The organism is Neoalteromonas facilis, assembly GCF_002807665.1.
Lineage (GTDB): Bacteria > Pseudomonadota > Gammaproteobacteria > Enterobacterales > Alteromonadaceae > Alteromonas_E > Alteromonas_E facilis.
In genome coordinates this window covers 291,678-314,887 of the sequence record NZ_PEAY01000004.1, presented here as the reverse complement: position 1 = coordinate 314,887, position 23,210 = coordinate 291,678, and the positions used below count along the sequence as shown (strand labels likewise).

Genomic DNA, 23,210 nt, shown 5'->3' with positions numbered 1-23,210 from the left:
TGCTCACATTATGCGGAAAACTTTAACGCTAGCATAATTAACCAGTAGCCGCACAATCCAAACTGAATAAGGAAGAACACAAAACGCATTTGAATAGCCAGATTGCTCGTCGATAGCACATGTGTAACAGATTGCAAAATACGCGCAGCGAGTAATACCCAAGCGAGTCCGTCAGTAATGACCGCACTGTTAGTGGCCAGTGCAAGTAGCAACGTACCACCAATAAGCACAAAGCTTTCACTGCAATTTGCTTGAGCCCTTGTCAGGCGCTGCCCAAACGGAGGTACATCACTTCCGTCTGCCGAATACCTTAATGATCCGTGCTGTTTTACCATCATCGTGCGATAACTCGCTAACAGCAGTAATAACAACATTGTCCAAAGAATATAACCAATTAACACGCTAATCGTCGCTGACATCATTGTCTCCTATTTTTACGACTGCGCGGTGATACTAACTCACGATTGGCGTAAGCTTCCGCGCTCGAACACGTTTACCTTTAACTTTACCGTCACGGAAAAACGCCATTGCACGTTTGACGCTGCGAAGTTTTACCGCAACAAAACTGACCGTGGCAGTCACTTTTATCTTTCCAATATCATCATTTAAGATACTTGCATCCTTGGTCAGACTACCCAAAATATCGCCAGGCCTTAATTTATCCTTTTTACCAGCACTCAGCTGAATAGTCGTATATTCAGGCGCAATGATACGGTTGGCGTGAAAACGTAGCGACTGCCCGCCTTTACGAGGCAAACTGCAATCCATATGTTCTTCGATACGTGCTACAAATATATCTTCCGCAGAGCTTGCCAATGAAATCGCTTTTCCTGATAGGCCAGCTCGGCCTGTTCGACCAATACGGTGGATATGCGTATCCGCGTCTTCGCTGACTTTAAAGTTGATCACCAATTCAACCGCTTCAATATCAAGCCCGCGAGCCGCAACATCCGTCGCCACCAATACACGAGCACTTCCTGACGCAAACATCGCTAGCATCGCAGTGCGATCGCGCTGTTCTAAGTCGCCGTGTAAGCCTACAGCAGAAAATCCACTGGCATTGAGTTCATCCGTCACAGCTTGTGTGTCTTTCTTGGTGCCACAAAAAACAATTGCTGTCGTTGGCTGCTCATCCGTTAACACTGCTTGCAGAGTTTGCAGCCGCGTGTGTTCCTCTACCCGGTACACCAATTGCGTAATGTTGCTTTGCACACTGTTGTCAGGCGCTTCCACACGCAGCGCATCTTGCGTCATTGACGCCATTAATTGATTTACACTGTCTGGAAATGTCGCCGAGAACAGTAGCGATTGATGTGACACTGGTAGGGCTTTACCAATCGCATTAAGTTCGTCCTCAAATCCCATATCTAACATGCGATCAGCTTCATCAAGGACAAAATGATTCACTTCATCCAATATCAAACGTCGCTTCATTAGGTGGTCCATTACTCGGCCCGGCGTGCCGACTATGATATTTGCACCATGCTTTAATGAGGCAATTTGTGGTGGCACTGGAACACCGCCGCACAAGGTCAACACTTTCACATTCGCAATGTACTGCGCCGCTGCGCGCATTTGTTCAGCCACCTGCTCAGCAAGCTCTCGCGTAGGACAAAGTATCAATGCTTGAGGTAAACGCGCCTGAGGATTAAGAGTATTTAATATAGGCAAGGTAAATGCCAAGGTCTTGCCAGAACCGGTTTTAGCTTTGGCAATCACATCTCGACCACTGACGGCAGGTGGGACGGCCAGCGCTTGAATGGGAGTTAGAGTGTGATATCCGCTGTTTTGCATGAACGTGTGCAAAGGCTCAATCAAGCCGAGAGTTTTTAACGTGACAGAATCACTCATCAACGCGTTTCCATAATTTTATAACCCCACCATCCTCATGCATCTTTAACGAGGTTTGTTGGCGGTATTGTGATAACCAATGTTCAACAAGAGCAGCAAATTGCGGTGACTGTTTTACTCTGTCAGACGCTTGTTTGAGTCGCTCAATTAACGTGTCTTTTGTACCTTGCTTTGAAATTGCTAAATACGTGGTCGCGAGCTGATAGGTGAATACTTTTTTAAGCCCAGCACACCTTGCCTCCAGAGCATCACACATCACATCTACACCACCATCGGAGAAGAACAAATATTCTGCATTCCCTGAAAGAAAGTTTGAAAGCACCGTCCCCCAGGTCTCTGACGTAACCGCAATATGCCCAGCATTGCGAATGAGATCTTCCCGGAAATCGCCTTTAAGCACTGCAATACGACTCTTTGCTGGAAGGTCACTCAAAGCATTGACCGGCTCTTGCGGCTCCGACAAACTAAACACCGAATAGGCATTCTGTGTGATCGGGGTTAGCCAGTGAAACAGTTCTTCGCGCTCGGCGGTTCGAGCCAGCGAAAACACCAATACATCCGACTTCATTTCACTTTCAACCAGTATGCGTTGCCAAGGTGCAGATAGAATTTCGGTATGTAGGCCGGCCTCAATCAAAATATTCTTTACCAGTTCCACCGCATAACCGGTTAATTGGCCGCGTTCATCGCGCACGGAAAATAAAGGTTCTAAATTTGTGATCACCCACAACGGGGAAGAAGCCCCCACCTTATTGTCTACTCGACCAAGTATAATAACGCCTTCAGATACCGACACATCTTCAGACACTAAGCGCAATTGTGGTAACCAGCGCTCCGCTAAATATTGAAATTGACGGCTACGAATAAATTGGCCTGCGGCTTCTGTAAGCTTAATCGCTAGCTCTCTATTCTCTTCCGTTTTAGGCACTGCCATGTAGCTGTATGAAACAGAGTGGGTGAATACTTTCTTTAACGCACCACACTGCAATAATTCGTTTTGACAGGTTAATGCCACACCGAGGTCAGAAAATAAAACGGCATCAACTCTTTCAAGCAACACCGAACCAACGGCCTGCGCCCATGAGTCGAGTTCAACAATCGTAATAAGTGGGTTTTGTCTTAACAATTCTTCTCGATAATCACCGCGTAACACGGACACTGAAATCGGCTCATTGATACCCGCAATAGACTCAAATGGTAACGCCTTGGTAGAGAACAAACCAATCGCATTGGCGGTCATTGGCGTAACCCAATAAAAACCATCTTCTCGTTCAGCTGTGCGGCCTATTCCGGTCGCAATAGTATTGGGTTGTGTGCCGACTTGGTTGATCAATCGAGCAAAGGGCAATGGTATAAACTCAGCGTCTAATTCCGCTTGCTGCAATACGGCACGAGCAAACTCAACTGAATACCCTGTCATTCGGCCATTATCTTGTTGCTCGCTAAATACCGGCAACGGACTCGTGAGTACGGTGATTTTTGATATGTCTGCGGCCAGCAGGTTCGCGGAAAACAGGGCAACCCCGACTCCCACGAAAAATTGGATAAAACTCAACTGCCGCAATGCTGCAACCTCTTATTTGGCCAAACGCCAGTTTATCGTAGTGCCCGCCATAAAAGGCACGATGTCATCGCCCGTTTTTAACGCTATTGACTCAGGGATAGTCCAAGGTTCGCGCCTTAACGTAATCGTATCAGTATTTCTGGGCAAACCATAAAAATCAGCACCATAGTGACTCGCAAAACCTTCTAACTTTTGCAGTGCGCCCAGCTCTTCAAATACTTGTGCATATAACTCTATTGCACTCCAAGCACTGTAGCAGCCTGCACACCCACAAGCTGACTCTTTCTTGTGCTTTTCATGTGGTGCAGAATCCGTACCTAAGAAGAACCGGTTGTGACCACTTTTTACTGTCTCACGCAAAGCTTGCTGATGAATGTTACGTTTTAATACGGGCAAGCAGTAATTATGAGGACGAATACCCCCTACCAATAAATCATTGCGATTCAGGAGTAGATGCTGCGGTGTGATCGTCGCCCCTAGGTAGTCAGAGCCAGCCGCGACAAATTCCGCTGCGTCTTTTGTTGTGATGTGTTCAAACACGACTTTAAGCTCAGGAAAATCTCGTGTAATCGCCACCATATGCTGGTCAATAAAGGCTTTTTCACGATCAAAGATATCGATATGATTGTCTGTCACTTCACCGTGAATGAGCAGTAGCATGCCCTGTTTCTGCATTTCTTCAAACACAGGGTAAAGTGAAGCGATCCCTTTTACCGCTGCATCTGAATTTGTTGTTGCGCCAGCAGGGTATAGTTTACTGGCCACAATGCCCGCTTTCTTTGCATTACGGATCTCTTCAGGTGTTGTGTCGTTCGTAAGATACAAGGTCACCAAAGGCATAAAATCGTTATCACTGCCAGCTGCGGCTAAAATTCGGTCTTTGTACGCCAGTGCCATTTGGGTCGTGGTCACAGGCGGTACAAGATTAGGCATGGCAATCGCTCGCTTGAAGCAACGCGTGGTTGCAGGAACGGTTTCAGCCAACATGTCGCCGTCGCGAAAATGAAGATGCCAATCGTCGGGAGCCGTAATGGTAAGTGAATCAGTCATAAGTGGATTGCGAATCTCTGTAGAACACGTAATGATATTATGCCTTAAAGCGAAGTCGTAAGCAGCAAAATGTCACTGGCATGATGAGTCACCACAAATGAAGAAAGCAATTTATCCACTTTCGGGTCACATAATGAATCGAAGTATAAGACTCTCACTATGACTTACAGCAAACTTTCACTGTTACGATTAATCGACGAGCAGCGTCCCAGCATGGCAAGGCGCTTGCTGATTGCCATGACCGACTGGGCGCTCGGCATCAACAAAATGAACGCGCTTTATCAACAGCACGCTATGCAAGGCATGTCTAAAGAGCGCTTCGCGGACACCCTGATCAAGATCCTCGATATCAAAGTAGAGGGACTGGATGAGCTTATCAATCGCATTCCTAAGACGGGACCGGTTGTTATTGCCAGCAATCATCCGTTTGGCGGAATTGAAGGCGTGATCCTCGCGCGCGCGCTATCAACTGTGCGTCCTGACCTAAAGGTATTAGCCAATCAAGGCCTCAAACTCTTTCCAGAGCTGCAAGACTATTTTATTTTTACCAATCCTTTGTCAGCTAAAGATCCACGCAATGCACCATCAATTAGGCAGTGTAAGCGGCATGTACAGGAGGGGGGCGCACTACTAATTTTCCCCGCAGGAAAAGTCAGTTACCGAGATCGCAAATCTCAACGGTTGAGAGAGCATACTTGGAATCGTATAGTGGCCAACCTTGGTAAATCAGACCAATGCCAATATGTTCCACTGTTTGTCAGTGGTGAAAACAGTGCTTTGTTTTATTCGGTCGAACGTATTTATCACAAGTTACGCATGTTTCTATTGGGCCACGAATTACTCAATAAACATGGCGCTGAAGTATCTATCGCTGCTGGCTTTCCGGTGGGCGCAAAGCATATTTCATCAGCTGAACAATGTCGTTTACTGAGTTACGCCCAGCAGCCTGATTGGCGTATGCAATGGCCACCGAACCGATATACCGAACTGCAACCGTTAGCGGCGCCTACCGATCCTAACGCGATGGTTATGGAGCTCGCTTCTCTACCTGATAAACAGCATTTAGTCGAATACAAACAATATGACATTTACTATGGTTATCAGTCTCAAATGCCCAATGTGGTAACGGAAATCGCACGCCTTAGAGAAAGTGTTTTTCGCGAACTTAACGAGGGCAGTGGCGAACCGATTGACACCGATTACTTTGATAGCACCTATACTCACCTATTCGTATTTGACCGGGAAGAAAAAGCTATCGTAGGTGCTTACCGGATGGGTCAAACTGATCGATTGCTGGCAAACGGCGATTTATCGCAACTGTATTTGAGTCGCATGTTTGATTTTACACCTGACTTTGTCAATCAGCAGACCCCTTGCCTCGAGATGGGCCGTTCATTTCTGATCCCGCGAATGCAACGCTCTCACGTAGGGTTGTATTTATTGTGGAGAGGGATTGGCGCTTTTGTGAGTCAATTTCCACAATACCGAACCTTGTACGGTACCGTCTCTATTAGCAAGATGTATGATACGCGCAGTGTAAAACTGATTGAACAAGCCTATGTGACCCCCACTCAAGCAGTTAAGCCCAAAACAGCTTTCTTGATGGCTGACAATGCTGAAATTGTCGACAGCACAACACAACAATCCTTGATTGATTATCTACCAGCCTTACTACAAAGCATTGAACCCGACGGGAAAAGTATTCCCATATTAATGAAACACTATTTGCGACTGGGAGCCACATTTCATTGTTTAGGTATTGATGCCAACTTCAATGATACGCCAGGCTTTTTATTGAGTGTAGATTTACCCAGAGCGCCTGAAAAACAATTACAACTGTATATAGGTGATGAGTGGCAGGCGTATCGTGACTACTCACCATTGGCAGACATGTAACTCACCGTAGCGGGTGCATAACCAAACAAATCCGGCACAGATTTACCTTGTAGCGAACGGATGATAGCAATAAGTGAGTAATGGTGAATGGCGTGACTGGACACGAACATTACTTCTCGCGCCAATGTTGACACACATCGCTGATTCACTTGCTGTGTAACCGATATCTCACTTGAGACGGTAACCGACTGAGCCAATACATCTGCGCTGAGCGTTTGTAACCAGCGTTGAATGGCCTGCAACGCTTCAATTGCCACAGCCACAGACAACTCAATATTTGAGTCGCGATTACGTTGGTTATAGTCCACGACGCCTGATAAAGAGCCTGTTTGTAGAGCCAGATAATGGTCGATAATATGGCGTATGTGCTGACCTATGGAGCCACTAAAGTGCGGTGTGAGCACCTGCTGATATTCTTCAGATGACAATTCATTCAGTACTTCGAGCGCCTGCGAGACGACTTCTACTTGGCTTTGCAACATAAAGATTTAGCGTCCATTCGTTGGAACTGGTTGATTTTCAACCGTTGATTTAGAGTAACAGAATAAACAGACCTGCCAAGTGCTAAAGGTCTTTCAGACGCGTTTCATTATTCTTTCTGCTCAACCCATATAAACTGCTCAGTGTCATAGCCGTGTTGCTGTGCAATGCCCAACAACGTGTTGATATCTTCTTGTGGCATTACTGGCGTACGAGACAAAATCCACAGGTATTCTCTGTCAGGTCCGGTCACCAACGAATATCGATAATCTTGTTTATCCAGCGCCAATATCACATAGCTGGCATAAAATGGACCAAAGAAAGAAACTTTTAAATGTCCTTCGCTAGGTTCTCCAACAAAGTACGCTTTCCCCGTCGCTTCACGCCAATTTTGCTGCTCAGTATCAAACCCTTTGTTCAATACATTCACGCCACCATCCTCACGCAGTGAGTATGTTGCCGTGACCTGTTCCAACCCTTCTTCAAACGGGTGATCAAAGCGTGCTATCTCGTACCACTGGCCCAGATAACGGTTCAGTTCAAAGTCGGTTACAGGTTTTACACCTTCCGGTACGCCAGTGCATCCCACTACCGCAAACAACAAAATAGCGCAGCATAGGCCTTTTAGAACGCTCGAATTTTTCGCGATTTTCATCAATTTATCCCCGTTTTACAGCGAATCTCTGCCACAATAGTCTACAAACGTATTCATACGCATCACTGACAAAATTTGATTAAGCTAGTTTTATGAAAAACAAACAAACCTTGCCAATACACCAGTATTTGCCTGATGCCAGTCAGGTTGTTTATGGCTGCATGGGGCTCGGCGGTGGCTGGTCCAACGCACCGGTTAGCCAAAGTGACATTGCGCAAACACAAAAGGTCATCGAAACAGCACTAGCGAACGGCATAACGCTGTTCGACCATGCTGATATTTACACCTTTGGTAAAGCTGAAGAAGCATTTGGAAAGTGCTTAGAGCGGTCACCGCAGCTACGTGAAAGCATGCTAGTACAAAGCAAGTGTGGCATTCGTTTTGCCGATGAAAAAGGCCCTAAGCGGTATGACTTTTCAGCCCAATGGATCACGCAATCTGTAGAGAACATTCTTAAGCGCTTGTCTACTGAATACTTAGATGTATTGCTACTGCATCGTCCCGATCCTTTGATGGAGATAGAAGAGACCGCGGGGGCTCTGAATCAACTGTTGGCGCAAGGCAAAATACGCCATATCGGTGTATCCAATATGCATTCCGGCCAATTGCGCTGGCTTCAGCAAGCGCTAGATGCGCCCATAGTAGCGAATCAGATAGAAATGAGCCTGGTTCAATTTGATTGGCTGGATGAATCGCTTACAACGGGCAGCGCACAGGCGCGCGATAATAGTTTTGATAGTCATTTGTTAACGTATTGTCAGGAACACAAAGTACAGCTGCAAGCCTGGGGTAGTTTGGCACAAGGCAAAATTACCGACATAAAGCGTGCGCAAACGGCTGAGCACCAACATGTGGTTAGCTTAGTCCAAGATCTGAGTGACATTTATCAATGCTCCGCAGAGGCCATTGTGTTGGCGTGGCTAATGCGTCTTCCCCAACACATTCAACCGATCATTGGAACAACCAACACTGACCGCATCGCCGCTTGTGCGCAAGCAATGTCTATTTCGCTTAGTCGCGAACATTGGTATGCACTGTATGAGGCCGCGCGTGGACACGAAGTGCCATAGTGGCTCATAACAAGGAAAACATCATGAATAGAATAAGACTATCCATTCTTCTATTAGCGATATCCGCAGGCCTAGCGGGCTGCAAGCCAGCTCCAGATGAGGGTTCAGCTGCAATAGCAGAACAGCAAGCCCCCGTTATCCCTCTCGATACTGCGCCCCCTCCCGAGTACGCTTCACATATACGAGACGTACGAGATGATGTGTTCTATTTTGTCCTTCCCGATCGTTTTAATAACGCTGACCCGTCCAACGATAATGGCTTCTCTACTCAGCCAATTTCAGCTGGTGGATTAGACGTTACATCAAAGTGGGCCTTTCATGGTGGCGATATGAAAGGTATAGAGGAAAAACTCGATTACCTGCAAGGATTGGGCGTTACTGCTATCTGGATGACACCTATCTTACGTAATCAGGCGATTCAAAGTACCGGTTTTGCCCATCACGGTTATTGGATCTTAGACTTTACCCAAATCGATCCGCATTTTGGTGGCAATGACGATTTACGCAGCCTAATCGACGCGGCGCATGCCAAAGGCATGAAAATATTCTTTGATATCATTACCAACCATACCGCCGATGTTATTCGCTACAAAGAATGCCATAAACCCGATGGTAGTTTTATTGAGGGTGAGTCGGAATGTGCTTACAAAAGCACTCAACAATTGGCAGAGGGAGATAGCTACACGCCCTATATTCCTGAAGGTTTAGAAAGCGTTAAAACGCCGGCGTGGCTCAATGATCCCAAGTATTACCACAACCAAGGTGACAGTTTCTGGCAAGGCGAAAGTGCGCTCAATGGTGATTTTGTTGGGCTCGATGATTTACGCACATCAGATCCATTTGTTGTGCAAGGCATGATTGATATCTACAAAAACATTATTTCCGAATTTAAGCCAGACGGATTCCGTATCGACACGGTCAAGCACGTCGACTTATCTTTCTGGGAAGCCTTTTCTCCTGCCATCATGGAGCATGCACTCGCCGAAGGTATAGAACACTTCCATATTTTTGGTGAAGTCTATGATGGTAATCCAGCGGTATTGAGCCGATACACCACATTAGGCAATATGCCGTCTGTATTGGACTTTGGTATTCAGTTCGCAACCAATGACTTTTTCTTCAAAGATGATCCGGTCGATAGTCTAGCAAGGCTTATCCAAAACGATGATTACTACAATGATGCAGATAGTGATCCCACGCGTTTAATGAATTTCCTCGGCAATCATGATATGGGCCGTGTAGGCATGTTTATCCAGCAAGCTCAACCCGATGCCAGCGAAGCTGAACAACTTAGACGCAACCTACTGGCTCATGCTTTTATGTATGTATCGCGCGGTGTACCGGTTATCTATTACGGCGATGAACAGGGGTTTACTGGCGATGGTGGGGATGTTGATTCACGCGAGAATATGTTTGCCTCCCAAGTAGCCAGTTACAATGACAATGATTTAATTGGGACCGATGCAACAACCGCTGACAACAATTTCGATCCTGATCACCCGCTCTATCAAGGGCTACGCGCACTGGCTGGCTTACGCTTACAACACGATACTTTGCGTTATGGCTATCAACACCTGCGCAGCGTATCGCTTAGCAATACTGACGTGGACAGCTCACGTGTCTTAGCGTTTTCTCGTGTTGAACCTGACAAAAACGTTGAATATTTGGCGGTCTTTAATCCAAATGCTTCATCCGTAACAGCAACCATCCCTGCAAGAGCAGTCTATGAGCCTATTGTTGCTGCAATAAATGCGACTCAACAAGATGATTCACTATCACTTTCAATCGCACCTTTTTCGTTTGCTTTGTATCGCAGCCAGTCTGCCGTAGTGCCATCCACGCCAGTCAATGTTGAGCTTGAGCAATATGCTGAAAATCAACGGATCAGATTTGACTATAAGATTACGTACCAACAGCCGAACGATATGCCACTGGTGAGTGTTTCGACATACGCTTTAGATAAGCAAGGGCAGCGCACCCTACTCTCAACCGATTACACTCAAGATTACGCTGCTGTGGTGCCGCCGCGCAGGCTGCTAGGCAATGTAGAGATAGAAGTGGTCGTTGATAACCTGCAAGGCGTGCAATTATCTAAACGGTTTCCGATTGACCTGTCGATCATTAAAACGCCGGTAGAATAATATGAGCGGTTGCGTGTTTGGCGTCCACCACATTGCGATCATTTGCAGTGACTATGAGCGCTCAAAAGCATTTTACTGTGATGTGTTAGGTTGTGCTGTCATCGCCGAACACTATCGCAGTGAACGTCAATCATTCAAACTCGATTTAGCGATCCCGGGCGGCGGACAAATCGAACTGTTTTCGTTTCCATCACCGCCCAAAAGACCGAGCAAACCAGAAGCACTGGGGCTTCGCCATTTATCTTTCGCAACACACGATCTAGACCAATCCATCGCATGGCTAGGTCAGCACGGTGTTACAACAGAGCCCGTTCGAGTTGACCCCTATACGCAAAAACGCTTTACCTTCTTCTGCGATCCCGATGAATTACCCCTTGAACTCTATGAAATAGACAGCTCAATCTGAGAATAAAAATGTTGGTCTCGTTTGATTTTGACTATACTTAAAGAACCAAAGGAAATGGCATCATCCAACGTTCAAGGAGAACACCATGGGAAACGAGCATCAAAAGCTTGCCGCTGAGTTTATCTGTCCAGATTGCGGCAGTACTAATCATTTAACGCCATCATTGTGCGCGGAAAAGTATCGTGAACATCAACTACGCTGTTCGCGTTGCAAACACATGTTAGAAGTAGTTGTAGCGGATGGAATTGGCAACCGCCTCAACGTCATCGCCAGCAGTTTGGATACTGATAACCCCACTACATAATCGGTGTATCCTCCTCAACAGCTTCTAGCACCGCCCTTTTTTGTAAGTAAAGTCGCTCCGTTTCAGGCCGGTATGCCAACGTAGCGGCTTGTTTGAGCGCTTCATCAGCTTTGACTAGTTCTTGCGTTTGATAGTAGCTTTTCGCCAACGCAAAGTATGCTTCATGTAAATAAGGCGCTTTTTCCAAGGTTTTCGCCAATAAAGAGCGCGCAATGAAATGTTTACCCTGCTGGATCCGTTCGTTAGCGAGGTCTAACCAACGATAGGGATTACTGTCATCTGCCTCGAGTAAATTTTTTGAAATACGTTCGGCCTGTTCGGTATTGCCTTGCTGACGCAGTAATTCGGCATAATTAGATAACAAATTCAAGGAAGAGTGAGATTGAGAATACCCATATCGATACAGGGCTAATGCTTTTTCCGGCTCTCCCAATTTGTTTAACACCACCGCCATTGCATTTAGTGTTTCAAGATCTGAAGGTGCCACTCGCAATGCTTGAGTTAATAACTGATAGGCTTGTGGATATCGCCCATATATAATTTCATCGCTGGCTAGATTACGAAAATACATTGCAAGGAATGCCTTTTCATCGATCATATTGCCACGTATATTCGAGCGATCGGGGAAGTAATCAATGATAATTTTCCCGCGAATAAACTTACCGCTTTCCTCTTCCTCAGATATCGCTTCAAATAAGTGCGTTCGCACATGTGTAGACAACGTCATGACGTTGTCAAAGCGGCGGTACACAGGAGCTGTATTCACTTCCTGGTAGGCAACATCCAGCCCTGCCAGATTAGCCAAAGCAGTGGTGACGATGGCCAAAGAGAGACAGTTCCCACTATGTGTTGACAGTGCCGTTTGAGCATCAAAGGTTTTACCTAAGTAGGAAAAACCGACGTAAAGATTATCAATGTAGTTATAGAGTCGACGGTGTTCAGCAACACCGGCCCGTATAGGATCATTATAGTAGTCCCAAAAGTGAGCTATTTGTTCTGGAGACAGGGCAAAAATGGATTGAATGTCGGGGGGCGGCAAGGTATTGGGTTGAGATGGCACGCTGAGTAATGTGCGTAGCTCATCTGGTATTCCCAGTTCAAAGACATTATCTGTCTGTATTGGAGTGGGCGTAGAAGTACAACCCCAAAGACTCCAACACAGCCATACCAGCGCTATACGTCGAACCATGTAATGACAACTTCCTTGCGTGCGGTTCTCGCTAGCGTAACGATTTACGGGTCTCTTAACAAGCCACTGAAACTATCTCTACCCGAAAAACTCTCGACGTAACTCTTTGTCTGTTAAAAACTTTCCGCCAAGTGCTGAGGTTTTGGTGTACGAATTGTTGTCGCGGATACCACGCGCTTTAACGCAGTAATGAGTAGCATTGATACTCACAGCAACATCTTCTGTGCCGGTTAATGCTTGTAGCGCTACCATAACTTGCTGCGTAAGACGTTCCTGAACTTGAGGGCGCTGTGCGAAAAAGCCCACCAATCGGTTAATCTTGGATAGACCAATTACTGTGTCTTTAGGGATATAAGCAACGCTTGCCGTCCCATCGATAGTGACAAAGTGATGCTCACAAGTGCTCGTCACGCTGACATCTGTCACCTGTACAGGCTGGTCGATGCGCATCTTATTTTCGATTTGGGTAATTTTCGGGAACTTGGTGTAATCGAGACCAGCAAAAATTTCGTCCACGTACATTTTAGCGATACGCGCTGGCGTGTCTGCCAAACTATCATCGCGAAGGTCCAAGCCTAAGGTTTCCATGACTGTTTGCATGGCGTGTTGGATCTTCTCGCGCTTTTGCTCATCCGACAAACGGTTTGCCACCATCGGCGTTTCCAATCCTTGTGCAACCAGAGCATCTCTAACAACTTTTGCTTCTGGTGATATTCTCGGCTCCAATGCATCACGCACGACCACAGCTTCGTTTGATATCATAGCGTTTCCCAGTTTCCTCTTGAGTCAGTTATACGTAATAACTTGGCAATTGGGATTAGTTGACCACAAAAAAAACCAATGTCACCATAATCCACGTACTGACCGTTACATCTTTCACAACATGCCCCTTCGGCATTCGCACTAAAAGGATACGTTGATTGAAATCACCTGTTTTGATTACCGGTGGCACACAGCGACTCGGATTGGCTGTTGCAGATCACTTAATCGCACAAGATTTCCCTGTGATTATAACATACCGGCGCAGAAAACCATCAGTTGATGCATTATCTGCGCGTGGTGCACACATGATCGAGGCGGATTTTTCGACCCAATCCGGTATTGAAGCCGCTATTGATCAGGTCAAAGCTTACACGACGTCGTTACGCGCTGTTATTCACAATGCCTCTGACTGGGACAAGGAAACACCTGAAAGCGACTATGCCGCATTGTTTAACAAGATGATGCAAGTGCACGCGTCTGCTCCCTACCAAATGAATCTAGCGTTTGAATCCCTGTTAACCGCCACGGATACCGTAACAGACATCATTCATATGACGGACTATGTCCAACAAAAGGGTAGTCAAAAACACATTGCTTATGCGGCGAGTAAAGCCGCACTGCACAACTTAACACTTTCATTTGCCAGTAAGTTAGCACCAAAAGTCAAAGTCAACAGCATCGCGCCTGCCTTGGTGATGTTTAATGAACATGACTCAGCGGAGTATCGCCAATCGGCAATTAAAAAGTCCATTTTAGAAATCTGCCCGGGCCCGCAAGAGGTTGTAAAGGCTGTAGCTTATCTACTGGAAAGTGATTTTGTTACCGGACAAACTTTGCATCTCGATGGTGGGCGGCATTTAAAATAAAGTGCGTTATAATTGCGTTTTCGATTGATAAGTGAATACAAAGTTCGTGACTGCAACATTACTTCCTGAATGGACCCCATGTGAAGCTGTGATACTCGCGTGGCCCAATGAAAATACAGATTGGGCACCGTGGTTATCTGATGTAGTGAATACCTATACTGATCTAGTCAAAGCGATTAATGCTGCTGGCGCAGGTGTTATTTTACTATGTCGTGAGCAAGATAAACCGGCCATTCGCGAGACGTTGGCCGGTGCGCATGTATTACTATTAGACGCGCGCTACAATGATACATGGGTAAGAGACTATGCATTCTTAACCGTCGCCGAAGGTAATAAACGTGTGCCGGTTGAATTTCAATTCAACGGTTGGGGTAACAAGTTTAATGCACAACGTGACAATGAGGTTAATCAACGCTATTTGAGTGCACTGTGTAAACACCAAATCAAAACAAGTTCAGTCGTGTGTGAAGGCGGTGCATTAGAAATTGACCAAAACGGCCATCTACTTTCAACATTATTGTGCTTGTCAAATCCGGAGCGAAACGGTGCGATGACATCGTCACAATACAGTACAGAATTTGCACGTATATTGGGAAGTTCACAAACCACTATTCTTAGGCACGGACACTTGGAAGGCGACGATACAGACGGACATATTGATACATTAGTGCGTTATACCCCAGATAGCGGACTGGTTATCCAAAGTTGCCACAATCGTCCAGACGATGGTCATTATGAAGGTTTGTCTAATTTGGTCGATGAATGCAAACAAGCTTTTCCGTCTCACGATGTGTTTGAGTTGCCGTTACCCGCGATCTTCAATGAAGACAACGACAGACTACCCGCCTCATATGCGAACTATCTCATTTGCAATGATTCAGTGTTATGCCCTGTATATGGCCAAGCGGAAGATGAGCAAGCAATCTCGGCCATTCAACAAGCCTATCCAGCCTTTACCGTAGTGCCCGTGAATTGCTACCCGTTAGTTCAACAGTATGGAAGTTTACATTGTATTACGATGCAAGTGCCTGTTGATACACTGAAGCCTGAAATCCAACACCAGCTTACTCAAGGAGTCACTGAATATGTCAGCTAAACCAGCACGTTTAACCGTTGGGCTTGTGCAGCAAGCCGTAGAAAGTAATGATAAAAGCGTTAACTGGAACAAAAGTGCTGACAGGGTACGCGAATTAGCAACAAAGGGTTGTGAGCTCGTATTGCTTCAGGAATTACACAGCACGCTGTATTTCTGCCAAAACGAAGACGTAAATGCCTTTGATTTAGCAGAGCCTATCCCTGGTGATGCAACAGCGTTTTTTGGTGCGCTTGCAGATGAACTCAATATCGTTCTGGTTACGTCGTTGTTTGAAAAGCGTGCCTCAGGCTTGTATCACAACACAGCGGTTGTATTTGACCGTAGCGCCGACATTGCCGGTACGTATCGAAAAATGCATATCCCTGACGACCCAGGCTTCTACGAGAAATTCTACTTTACGCCCGGTGATTTAGGCTTCAACCCGATTGAAACATCGGTTGGTAAACTTGGGGTGCTTGTCTGCTGGGATCAGTGGTATCCAGAAGCAGCCCGTTTGATGAGCATGGCTGGGGCCGACATATTGTTTTACCCCACCGCGATCGGCTGGGATTTAAACGACGACAAAGCCGAGCAATTACGTCAACACGATGCGTGGCACACTATACAACGCGCGCATGCTGTAGCGAACTCTGTCCCCGTTGTTGTTGCCAACAGAACAGGGTTTGAGCCCTCACCAGATGCAGTCCCAGGCGATAACACAGATGGCATTGAATTTTGGGGGCAAAGCTTTATCGCCGGGCCACAAGGTGAAATCCTCGCTCATGCCAGTGCGGATAAGGAAGAAACTTTAATGGTGGAAATCGACATGACACGCACCGAGTCAGTGAAACGTATTTGGCCGTACTTTAGAGACCGTCGTATAGACGCTTACGAAGACCTAACCAAGCGTTGGCGCTCGTAAATTACTTTCGAATGAATAAAGATACGGGTATTGGTTGTAACCAATCTGAGACAACTAATACCCTCACTTGCCGGTAAAGTTACCCCCCAAACATCCTTCTATTAATGTCCCTTGCGATACGTATGGGTAACACACTTAACTATGCTTTACCCTCGTTGTCTTATCATGGCCGGACGAAAAACGTCATGCCGCTATGCAGATGTTGGAGCTTGAGTCCAGAGTACTGATTCCTGATTCCTGATTCCTGATTCCTGATTCCTGATTTTTGGTTTTTGATTTTTGATTTTTGATTTTTGATTTTTGATTTTTGATTTTTGATTTTTGATTTTTGATTTTTGATTTTTGATTTTTGATTTTTGATTTTTGATTTTTGATTTTTAGTTTTTGATTTTTGATTTTTAGTTTTTGATTTTTAGTTTTTAGTTTTTAGTTTTTAGTTTTTAGTTTTTAGTTTTTAGTTTTTAGTTTTTAGTTTTTAGTTTTTAGTTTTTAGTTTTTAGTTTTTAGTTTTTAGTTTTTAGTTTTTAGTTTTTAGAATAAAGAACATATATTCTTATAATTCAAACATTTGATTTACATTGCATAAATTTTATTTTGATTGATGATAAACAGTCGTCTTTGTTGAGGTGATACCCACTGACATAATGCCGAATCGTTTACATCTAAACCACCAGTAAATGCGCCAAACGCCGGCATGACCAACAAGTCATCAGTGACGATAAAGCAGCGCCCCGACACAGAATGACGCGCGACACGAATGTTTGCTTTGGGGTGAAAATGACCAAATATTTGTGCATCAGCGTCATACGATTGCAATGGTTCATGCGCGAATACAATATTGTCTAATAACAATTCAGAACTCACATCACCAGGCAACGCATTTGGCACATCAGGATCATGATTCCCGGTTATCCATATCCATCGCTCGACTTGTTTGACGACGGTAGCCAGTCTTGTGCGATCACGTTTATCCATACGTGTCCAAGCATTCATATCGTGAAATGAATCCCCTAAACAGATAACCGTTTCGGGTTGAAACATCGCGATATCCTCAGCCAAACGATCTAGCGTGGCAATGCTGTCATAGCCAGGGATCGGGTTTCCTTGCTGAGCCAAATAACTGCCTTTTTCAAAATGAAGATCTGACACTAATAACGTTTTCTGAGCCGGCCATAGCAGGCTGCCACTGGCATTTAATAAGAATAAATGTTCTTTCAAGCGAGCAGGCAGTGAGTAACGAAGTGCAACTTGTCGCTCAAGAGTAGCCTCATGCATGGGTCGCTTTCCTATCACCTTCAGACAACAATACGCGCACCTCTTCCATCATTTGCTCGGCCTCTAAATACAAATTGGCTTGCTCCAATAATGCTTCTCGCCCCGCCCCTTTGACTTGTTCACTGCGCACATCCAGTACAATAGGAATTGCCAATGGCGACACTTTATCTAACGCAATGTATTGCGTTTTGCCTACATACCGGATCAACAAGTCGCCTAAACGGCTGAGGTCCAATAGTTCCCGCTCGGCATCTTCTCGCGTCACTTGTAGCAGAATGTGGTCAGGATCGTATGCGCGCAATGTGTCATAAATAAGGTCGGTGGAAAATGTCACCTGACGCATCGATTTTCGCTGACTATGATATTGCTGTTCAATCAATCCACTGACCATGGCCACATGCCTGAAAGAACGTTTTAACATGGGGGATTCCAGCATCCAGTCCTCTAATTCATCGCCCAGAATATCAGGGTTAAACAGTTGCGGAATGTGTTCAGCAAGTACAGGCTTGAGTGAACATACGGATAGACCATAGTCTGTGATGCTAAAACTCAATGGCTTCAGGCTCATTTTCTCCATTCGTCGCGTGATCAACATCCCGAGAGTTTGGTGGGCTTTACGTCCGTCGAATGTATAAAACAACGTATATTGCGCTTTACGATAGGGAAACTGTTCAATCAAGATAGTATTGGTGTCTGGTACGCGTGAATACTCAGCCTGTAAATTAAGCCATTCTTTTACATCGGCAGGTAAGCGCGGCCATTGTTTTGGGTCTGCCAACAACGCTCGAACACCTTCTGCTAAGAAGGTCGACATTGGCATTTGCCCACCTACATAACTCGGAATTTTGGGGTCTTTCGCTTTACTGGGCCTGGCTTCAAGAAACATATCCCGAATGCCCTCAAATTGAAGTACTTCACCGGCAAAGTAAAAAGTATCCCCCTTGACCAATTGCTGTGCGAAATATTCTTCCACTTCACCAATAACCGACCCTTGATGGGCTCGACGTAGGCGCTTCACTTTAAGCCTTCCGGCTTCAACAATAGTGCCTATATTCTGACGATGGCGTTGGATCACGCGTTTTGAGGCTGGCGTGTAGCGTCCATCGCCTAGAGGATCGAGGCGTCTGTAACGCTCATAGCCACTTAGCGCATACCCTCCATCTACAGTAAATTGCCACAACGCATCAAAAACCGACCTTTCCAAAGCTGCATATGCAGGGGATTGAACCACCAGCCTATATATTTTATCTGGTGTGGCAGGTGCACTGCACACTGCATTCATAATGAATTGAGGAATAATGTCCAATGCGCCACGAATAAAAGGCTCTCCATCAAGCTGGTGATGAGTTATAGCCCTAATGGCGGCTTCACTTTCTAATACTTCAAATCGGTTGGCGGGTACCAAGAAGGCTTCAGAAGGCTCATCCATGCGATGATTACTTCGGCCAATGCGCTGGAGCAATCGACTGACACCTTTTGGGGCTCCGACTTGGATCACGCGCTGAACATCCCCCCAATCTATACCCAGCTCCAATGCAGACGTAGTGACTACAGCCCTGATCTTGCCTTGAGACACCAAAGCTTCGGTTTTGCGGCGCTGCTCTTTGCTGAGGGAGCCGTGGTAAATCGCGATAGGCAGGGCTTCTGAGTTCACTTCCCATAACAGTTGAAACAATAACTCGCATTGCGCACGTGTGTTAACAAATACCAAGGTTGTACCAACGGCTTTAATAGCGGCGTAGATTTCATCAACCGCATATTTCGCCATAAAACCACCAAACGGAATGCGCCCCTTACATTCAAGGATTGACACTTTGGGGAGCACAGTATTGTCGACTTGCAATATGCTGGCGGGTTGATCCACTTTTCCTAACCAAGCCGCTAACTCAGCCGGTTTCGCTACAGTAGCTGATAACCCAAAGGTTATGCATTTGGGGGCGTGTTGGCGTAATTGTGCCAAAGCTAAATTGGTGAAGTCGCCCCGCTTACCATTCGCAAATGCATGCACTTCATCCACAACTATGCATTTTAGTTTTGCGAATAGGCTTGGCGCATCAGCATAGGACAACATTAACATAAGCGATTCAGGCGTTATCAACAGCATATTTGGCGGATTCTTCCGTTGCCGGGCGCGCTTATGGCTCGACGTGTCACCGGTACGTGTTTCAACCGAAATATCTAATTGCATATCTGCAATTGGCTGCAAAATATTACGTTCAATATCGTGCGTTAACGCCTTCAGAGGAGAGATGTAAAGCGTATGAAGCCCACGCTGTGGATGTTGAGATAACTCAACTAGCGACGCTAGCAAACCGCTCAAAGTTTTGCCCGCACCTGTCGGTGCAATAAGTAAGGTTGATTGACCCTTTTGATAAGCGGACAACATTTTCTGTTGATAGTCGCGCAAAGACCAACCCTTGGCACTAAACCAACGCTCAAATTGTTTCGGCAGGCATTTACTCTCAGCAGTCATGCTACTAAAACGAAATTAACCTTGATGTCGATCATATCGGGAGGTCGTTATTCGAGAATCAATTTATATCGCCCTTATTTTCCGCGAATAGAGCATGGTTTTACCCAATGTCAGACTAGCATTTCGCTGCAAATCAGCACTGTCAATTGAACTCAAAAACCCCGCTTCCGAGCTCAAAATAAACGCAAACATGAGATTTGTTGATATAAGTTTTGCGGTCTTTCAAACACGCTAAGGACCCAATACGGTTAGTTGGCGTTACACGACTAGGAGTCATTTTGAAATTACATGTAGTATTTAACAGCGCACTGATTGCGGCTATTGTAAGTATTTGTCCAGCCAGCGCAGCAGAGAACGAACTCACCTTATCTGCCGTATCCGTTCAAGATAATGTTTACAGTATTATTTCGCCCCATTACGGACGGCCAACCGAAGATAACTGGGGCTGGAACTCAAATAGTCATTTTGTCGTTACAAATGACGGCGTGTTAGTTGTCGATACAGGCTCATCTTCCATCATTGGAAAAGCGATTATCGAGGCGGTAAAAAGCGTTACTGACAAGCCTATTCGCTGGGTTGTGAATTCACACAGTCATGCTGATCACTGGTTGGGTAACCAAGCCTTTGCAGCGCTCGGCGCCGAAATTATATCCACACCAACGTCACTGGCAACCATGAAAATTGACGGTGAAATGGATGTAAAGGCATTTTCTCGTATGACCAATGGGAAAACAGGCTCACCCAAGCTTACATACCCCACACATTTCATTCCAAGGAACCAATCCCGTATGTTTGGTGAGGTAGAAGTACAGTTCTTATTGTCTGGCGACGGGCACTCTCCAGGCGATTTATTGCTCTGGTTGCCACAACAAGCCATTGTGATCGGCGGTGACAATATGAATTCACAGTGGCTTCCAATAATGACGCCCCGCGGCGATGTGCCTCATCTTATAAAAACGCTTGAACACGTCGCTAGCCTTGAACCTAAATATGTTTTGACCGGCCACGGTGATATCACCAACCTAGATTCCATTGTCCGTGACATTCAATTTCTAACGAGGGCATGGGATAGCATCGTTAGCGCCGTAAAACGCAAAGAGTCACTCACTGATATCCAATTGAAGATACGGGGCACATTAGCACCACTCTATCAAATGCAATATCAGGACTTTGATTCCAGCATTGAATACTTCGTTGAAATGATGGTTCAAAAGCAAACTCATTCGTAACAGCTGCAAAAGTGCATCGATGGTTTATTCGATCGATGCACTTCCATTTAAGCGTTATTGATAAACTGCCATATCGTCGGCATGCCAACGCTTACTGCGATGATAAACCGCCATTTGCACAAATAAACTTAATGGCAATATAAGCCATACACCCTGCACAGCCGTATCCGCAGTGTGTAAACCCAATAGTGAAAAGATAACAACTGAGGCTGCTATGCCAATAAAGCTGCGTTGTACATCCTGCCTACGCTTTTCAGTTTTATCGTCTTGATTGATGAGCTTGTCTGCAGATTTACCGTAAATGGCCTTATAAATTTGCCAAAATAATAGTCCATTTGTTGCCACAAACAGGCCCGCTAAACCCAGCTTCTTGATCAATGCCAACTGATCGTTTGAAAAGATGATATTCAGCGTCAACAAAATTGATAGCACCAATAAAAACAAGTACGAAATGGATAAGTGGTCAAACACGCTTCGATGTACTATCGATACGCTTTTGCTCTGTCTTGTTATGATTTTCGCCCGACGCTTACTCGCCAGCTGTAAAACCAATAGTGAATAAAGTGAAGGAGTAAGCTGAATAGCGGTGCATATTACCCAGAAGCTGTAGAAACTCATCTGGTGCGCATAGTCGAGGTATACTCCTACCCCAATGAGCATAATAGAAATGATGTCCAGCATGATACGTACAATGATATGTACTATCTCCGTCTGTAACGAGAATACATAAAAATGAGGGTAGGCACTTGGTGGATATTGTTTAAATAGGTCGAGCTGAGTTTGTACCCATCTTGATGCACATATGAACGATATAACACACGCTTGAGCAAGCACAGCAAGGTAAACAATGCTAACTGGAGAAGGCATCATGAAATCGTGCCTCAACCTTTCATAATCGAATTAAAACTATTGCGGATTTCAGAATCAATAGCACCAAACTTTCTCAGCTTGTCTATTGCAGATTGAAGTTCCTGTTCAACTTTTGATTGCATGTTTTCATCTAAATGTTCGCTAGCACTGGGCTTTATGAATGTTCCGCGGAAGCCTTTAGAGATAATCACCTGATCTCGTTCTAAAATTTTAAACGCCTTGGCAACCGTGTTTGGATTAACATCAGCCTCATTCGCAATTTGGCGAATTGAAGGCAATTGAGTCCCCCCGGTTAGCGCCCCTGAAGCCACACCATCTTTGACTTGTTCGACTATTTGTCGATAGATGGGTACATCAGAATTTTCATCAATCGCAATATTCATTTTTCCTCTGCAACACACGAATACCCTCACATTTAGACAGATTAGCACAATTCATTTAATTGTACTACTTGCATTAGTAATACATATAACCTATTGTATTAGTAGTACATATAGTACAAAGAGAAAAGCAGGAGACAGATATGGTGAATTTAACTAAGAAACAAAAAGTAATTGCAGCTGATGTTGCAATAGGTCTGGGGATTTTAGTGTTGGCCTTCCTACTTAAAGACGCAGATGCAGAGAGTAAAACGAGTGGCATGATCACCGTCATGATGGCTGTAATATTGCGAGTAGGTGGCATTAAATTTTCAAGCACATCGTGTAAGAACAAAAATGACGTGAACTAGGGAGAAGATAATGAAACCACGCGTAATTAAAACAATTACATTGCTAGCCAGCCTATTATTCGTAACGGCTTCGCATGCAATGAATTTAGCAGGTCAATGGAGCGGCAATCTGGAAGTGGGTCAGCAAGCAGTGCCAATCATTTTTAATGTATCCAACAGCGACAATAGCTACACCGCTACGATGGATAGTCCAATGCAAGGCGCAACTGGCATTCCTGTTGAGTCGGTCGAAATCAATGGCGATAGCATCATATTTTCAATCAAAGTCGCAGGTGCTCGCTACGAGGCTAATGTCAAAGATGGGAAAATGATTGGCACATGGAAGCAGAGCGGTCAGGCTTTTGCTTTGAATATGCAAAAAGGCACCACTGAAACGGTAAAAAAAAACTAAACCGTCCTCAG

General features: G+C 45.3%; 23 protein-coding genes. 11 read left to right on the top strand and 12 right to left on the bottom strand.

The window, feature by feature from the left end:
• Positions 1 to 8: 8 nt before the first annotated feature.
• From CSH93_RS12855 to pyrC, 4 genes are read right to left on the bottom strand one after another with little or no spacing between them, the layout of a single operon-like run.
• Complete coding sequence (locus CSH93_RS12855) at positions 9 to 419, bottom strand: MAPEG family protein (protein WP_100643665.1); 411 nt, start codon at positions 417 to 419, stop codon at positions 9 to 11.
• Between the two features lie 34 nt (positions 420 to 453).
• Positions 454 to 1,851 (bottom strand): ATP-dependent RNA helicase DbpA, encoded by a 1,398-nt coding sequence (dbpA, locus tag CSH93_RS12850; RefSeq protein WP_100643664.1) that lies wholly within the window; start codon positions 1,849 to 1,851, stop codon positions 454 to 456.
• Positions 1,844 to 3,415, bottom strand: a complete 1,572-nt coding sequence (locus CSH93_RS12845; protein WP_100643663.1) for a substrate-binding periplasmic protein — start codon at positions 3,413 to 3,415, stop codon at positions 1,844 to 1,846. Before CSH93_RS12845 ends, dbpA begins: the two co-directional genes overlap by 8 nt.
• A gap of 12 nt (positions 3,416 to 3,427) precedes the next feature.
• The gene (gene pyrC / locus CSH93_RS12840; RefSeq protein ID WP_100643662.1) at positions 3,428 to 4,465 is read right to left on the bottom strand and encodes a dihydroorotase; all 1,038 of its coding nucleotides are present in this window, start codon (positions 4,463 to 4,465) and stop codon (positions 3,428 to 3,430) included.
• Positions 4,466 to 4,624: 159 nt separating this feature from the next.
• On the opposite strand from pyrC, the gene CSH93_RS12835 reads away from it, so the two are divergent.
• Positions 4,625 to 6,361, top strand: a complete 1,737-nt coding sequence (locus CSH93_RS12835) for a lysophospholipid acyltransferase family protein (RefSeq protein WP_100643661.1) — start codon at positions 4,625 to 4,627, stop codon at positions 6,359 to 6,361.
• On the opposite strand, the gene CSH93_RS12830 is transcribed toward CSH93_RS12835, so the two are convergent.
• On the bottom strand, positions 6,337 to 6,843 hold the full coding sequence (locus tag CSH93_RS12830; RefSeq protein ID WP_100643660.1) for a DinB family protein: 507 nt from the start codon (positions 6,841 to 6,843) through the stop codon (positions 6,337 to 6,339). The two genes, CSH93_RS12835 and CSH93_RS12830, sit on opposite strands and share 25 nt — an antisense overlap.
• A gap of 107 nt (positions 6,844 to 6,950) precedes the next feature.
• Entirely contained in the window at positions 6,951 to 7,496 is a 546-nt protein-coding gene (locus CSH93_RS12825) for a lipocalin family protein (RefSeq protein WP_100643659.1), read from the bottom strand.
• A gap of 92 nt (positions 7,497 to 7,588) precedes the next feature.
• Between CSH93_RS12825 and CSH93_RS12820 the strand changes: the two genes are divergently transcribed.
• The 4 genes from CSH93_RS12820 to CSH93_RS12805 all read left to right on the top strand — a co-directional run bounded on the left by CSH93_RS12820 (position 7,589) and on the right by CSH93_RS12805 (position 11,417).
• Complete coding sequence (locus tag CSH93_RS12820; RefSeq protein WP_100643658.1) at positions 7,589 to 8,566, top strand: aldo/keto reductase; 978 nt, start codon at positions 7,589 to 7,591, stop codon at positions 8,564 to 8,566.
• A gap of 23 nt (positions 8,567 to 8,589) precedes the next feature.
• Positions 8,590 to 10,707, top strand: a complete 2,118-nt coding sequence (locus tag CSH93_RS12815) for an alpha-amylase family glycosyl hydrolase (RefSeq protein WP_100643657.1) — start codon at positions 8,590 to 8,592, stop codon at positions 10,705 to 10,707.
• Between the two features lies 1 nt (position 10,708).
• Entirely contained in the window at positions 10,709 to 11,113 is a 405-nt protein-coding gene (gloA2, locus tag CSH93_RS12810; RefSeq protein ID WP_100643656.1) for an SMU1112c/YaeR family gloxylase I-like metalloprotein, read from the top strand.
• A gap of 85 nt (positions 11,114 to 11,198) precedes the next feature.
• Positions 11,199 to 11,417 (top strand): hypothetical protein, encoded by a 219-nt coding sequence (locus tag CSH93_RS12805; protein ID WP_100643655.1) that lies wholly within the window; start codon positions 11,199 to 11,201, stop codon positions 11,415 to 11,417.
• Here CSH93_RS12805 and CSH93_RS12800 read toward each other — a convergent pair.
• A complete protein-coding gene (locus CSH93_RS12800; protein WP_100643654.1) occupies positions 11,410 to 12,606 on the bottom strand; it encodes a tetratricopeptide repeat protein in 1,197 nt (398 codons plus the stop codon). The genes CSH93_RS12805 and CSH93_RS12800 overlap by 8 nt on opposite strands.
• Before the next feature lie 78 nt (positions 12,607 to 12,684).
• Positions 12,685 to 13,368: a GTP cyclohydrolase I FolE gene (gene folE, locus CSH93_RS12795; RefSeq protein WP_100643653.1), complete on the bottom strand. Its 684-nt coding sequence runs from the start codon at positions 13,366 to 13,368 to the stop codon at positions 12,685 to 12,687.
• A 158-nt stretch (positions 13,369 to 13,526) separates the two neighbouring features.
• Here folE and folM point away from each other — a divergent pair, with 158 nt between their 5' ends.
• The 3 genes from folM to CSH93_RS12780 are packed head-to-tail and all read left to right on the top strand — an operon-like array spanning position 13,527 to position 16,231.
• Entirely contained in the window at positions 13,527 to 14,234 is a 708-nt protein-coding gene (gene folM, locus CSH93_RS12790; protein ID WP_100643652.1) for a dihydromonapterin reductase, read from the top strand.
• A 31-nt stretch (positions 14,235 to 14,265) separates the two neighbouring features.
• Positions 14,266 to 15,330, top strand: a complete 1,065-nt coding sequence (locus tag CSH93_RS12785; protein WP_240615598.1) for an agmatine deiminase family protein — start codon at positions 14,266 to 14,268, stop codon at positions 15,328 to 15,330.
• On the top strand, positions 15,320 to 16,231 hold the full coding sequence (locus CSH93_RS12780; protein ID WP_100643651.1) for a carbon-nitrogen hydrolase: 912 nt from the start codon (positions 15,320 to 15,322) through the stop codon (positions 16,229 to 16,231). The genes CSH93_RS12785 and CSH93_RS12780 overlap by 11 nt, the downstream gene beginning before the upstream one ends.
• A 573-nt stretch (positions 16,232 to 16,804) precedes the next feature.
• Here the strand turns inward: CSH93_RS12780 and pdeM are convergent.
• Together pdeM and CSH93_RS12765 are read right to left on the bottom strand one after the other, a co-directional pair.
• The gene (gene pdeM, locus CSH93_RS12770; RefSeq protein WP_100643650.1) at positions 16,805 to 17,506 is read right to left on the bottom strand and encodes a ligase-associated DNA damage response endonuclease PdeM; all 702 of its coding nucleotides are present in this window, start codon (positions 17,504 to 17,506) and stop codon (positions 16,805 to 16,807) included.
• Positions 17,499 to 19,979, bottom strand: a complete 2,481-nt coding sequence (locus CSH93_RS12765; protein WP_100643649.1) for a ligase-associated DNA damage response DEXH box helicase — start codon at positions 19,977 to 19,979, stop codon at positions 17,499 to 17,501. The genes pdeM and CSH93_RS12765 overlap by 8 nt, the downstream gene beginning before the upstream one ends.
• 278 nt (positions 19,980 to 20,257) lie before the next feature.
• Between CSH93_RS12765 and CSH93_RS12760 the strand changes: the two genes are divergently transcribed.
• Positions 20,258 to 21,208: an MBL fold metallo-hydrolase gene (locus CSH93_RS12760; protein WP_164078366.1), complete on the top strand. Its 951-nt coding sequence runs from the start codon at positions 20,258 to 20,260 to the stop codon at positions 21,206 to 21,208.
• 54 nt (positions 21,209 to 21,262) lie between these two features.
• Here CSH93_RS12760 and CSH93_RS12755 read toward each other — a convergent pair whose 3' ends face one another.
• Positions 21,263 to 22,078 (bottom strand): hypothetical protein, encoded by an 816-nt coding sequence (locus CSH93_RS12755; RefSeq protein ID WP_100643647.1) that lies wholly within the window; start codon positions 22,076 to 22,078, stop codon positions 21,263 to 21,265.
• A gap of 11 nt (positions 22,079 to 22,089) precedes the next feature.
• Complete coding sequence (locus CSH93_RS12750) at positions 22,090 to 22,461, bottom strand: GntR family transcriptional regulator (RefSeq protein ID WP_100643646.1); 372 nt, start codon at positions 22,459 to 22,461, stop codon at positions 22,090 to 22,092.
• Between the two features lie 140 nt (positions 22,462 to 22,601).
• Here CSH93_RS12750 and CSH93_RS12745 point away from each other — a divergent pair, with 140 nt between their 5' ends.
• Complete coding sequence (locus CSH93_RS12745; protein ID WP_100643645.1) at positions 22,602 to 22,808, top strand: hypothetical protein; 207 nt, start codon at positions 22,602 to 22,604, stop codon at positions 22,806 to 22,808.
• A gap of 10 nt (positions 22,809 to 22,818) precedes the next feature.
• Positions 22,819 to 23,199, top strand: coding sequence for a hypothetical protein (locus CSH93_RS12740; RefSeq protein ID WP_100643644.1), 381 nt, complete (start codon positions 22,819 to 22,821; stop codon positions 23,197 to 23,199).
• Positions 23,200 to 23,210 lie beyond the last annotated feature (11 nt).

Bases quoted from the DNA above. Each gene is read 5' to 3' on its own strand.
- CSH93_RS12855 (WP_100643665.1), bottom strand. From the start codon at position 419: ATGTCAGCGACGATTAGCGTGTTAATTGGTTATATTCTTTGGACAATG.
- dbpA (WP_100643664.1), bottom strand. From the start codon at position 1,851: ATGAGTGATTCTGTCACGTTAAAAACTCTCGGCTTGATTGAGCCTTTG.
- pyrC (WP_100643662.1), bottom strand. From the start codon at position 4,465: ATGACTGATTCACTTACCATTACGGCTCCCGACGATTGGCATCTTCAT.
- CSH93_RS12835 (WP_100643661.1), top strand. From the start codon at position 4,625: ATGACTTACAGCAAACTTTCACTGTTACGATTAATCGACGAGCAGCGT.
- CSH93_RS12830 (WP_100643660.1), bottom strand. From the start codon at position 6,843: ATGTTGCAAAGCCAAGTAGAAGTCGTCTCGCAGGCGCTCGAAGTACTG.
- CSH93_RS12825 (WP_100643659.1), bottom strand. From the start codon at position 7,496: ATGAAAATCGCGAAAAATTCGAGCGTTCTAAAAGGCCTATGCTGCGCT.
- CSH93_RS12820 (WP_100643658.1), top strand. From the start codon at position 7,589: ATGAAAAACAAACAAACCTTGCCAATACACCAGTATTTGCCTGATGCC.
- CSH93_RS12815 (WP_100643657.1), top strand. From the start codon at position 8,590: ATGAATAGAATAAGACTATCCATTCTTCTATTAGCGATATCCGCAGGC.
- gloA2 (WP_100643656.1), top strand. From the start codon at position 10,709: ATGAGCGGTTGCGTGTTTGGCGTCCACCACATTGCGATCATTTGCAGT.
- CSH93_RS12805 (WP_100643655.1), top strand. From the start codon at position 11,199: ATGGGAAACGAGCATCAAAAGCTTGCCGCTGAGTTTATCTGTCCAGAT.
- CSH93_RS12800 (WP_100643654.1), bottom strand. From the start codon at position 12,606: ATGGTTCGACGTATAGCGCTGGTATGGCTGTGTTGGAGTCTTTGGGGT.
- folE (WP_100643653.1), bottom strand. From the start codon at position 13,368: ATGATATCAAACGAAGCTGTGGTCGTGCGTGATGCATTGGAGCCGAGA.
- CSH93_RS12780 (WP_100643651.1), top strand. From the start codon at position 15,320: ATGTCAGCTAAACCAGCACGTTTAACCGTTGGGCTTGTGCAGCAAGCC.
- pdeM (WP_100643650.1), bottom strand. From the start codon at position 17,506: ATGCATGAGGCTACTCTTGAGCGACAAGTTGCACTTCGTTACTCACTG.
- CSH93_RS12765 (WP_100643649.1), bottom strand. From the start codon at position 19,979: ATGACTGCTGAGAGTAAATGCCTGCCGAAACAATTTGAGCGTTGGTTT.
- CSH93_RS12755 (WP_100643647.1), bottom strand. From the start codon at position 22,078: ATGATGCCTTCTCCAGTTAGCATTGTTTACCTTGCTGTGCTTGCTCAA.
- CSH93_RS12750 (WP_100643646.1), bottom strand. From the start codon at position 22,461: ATGAATATTGCGATTGATGAAAATTCTGATGTACCCATCTATCGACAA.
- CSH93_RS12745 (WP_100643645.1), top strand. From the start codon at position 22,602: ATGGTGAATTTAACTAAGAAACAAAAAGTAATTGCAGCTGATGTTGCA.
- CSH93_RS12740 (WP_100643644.1), top strand. From the start codon at position 22,819: ATGAAACCACGCGTAATTAAAACAATTACATTGCTAGCCAGCCTATTA.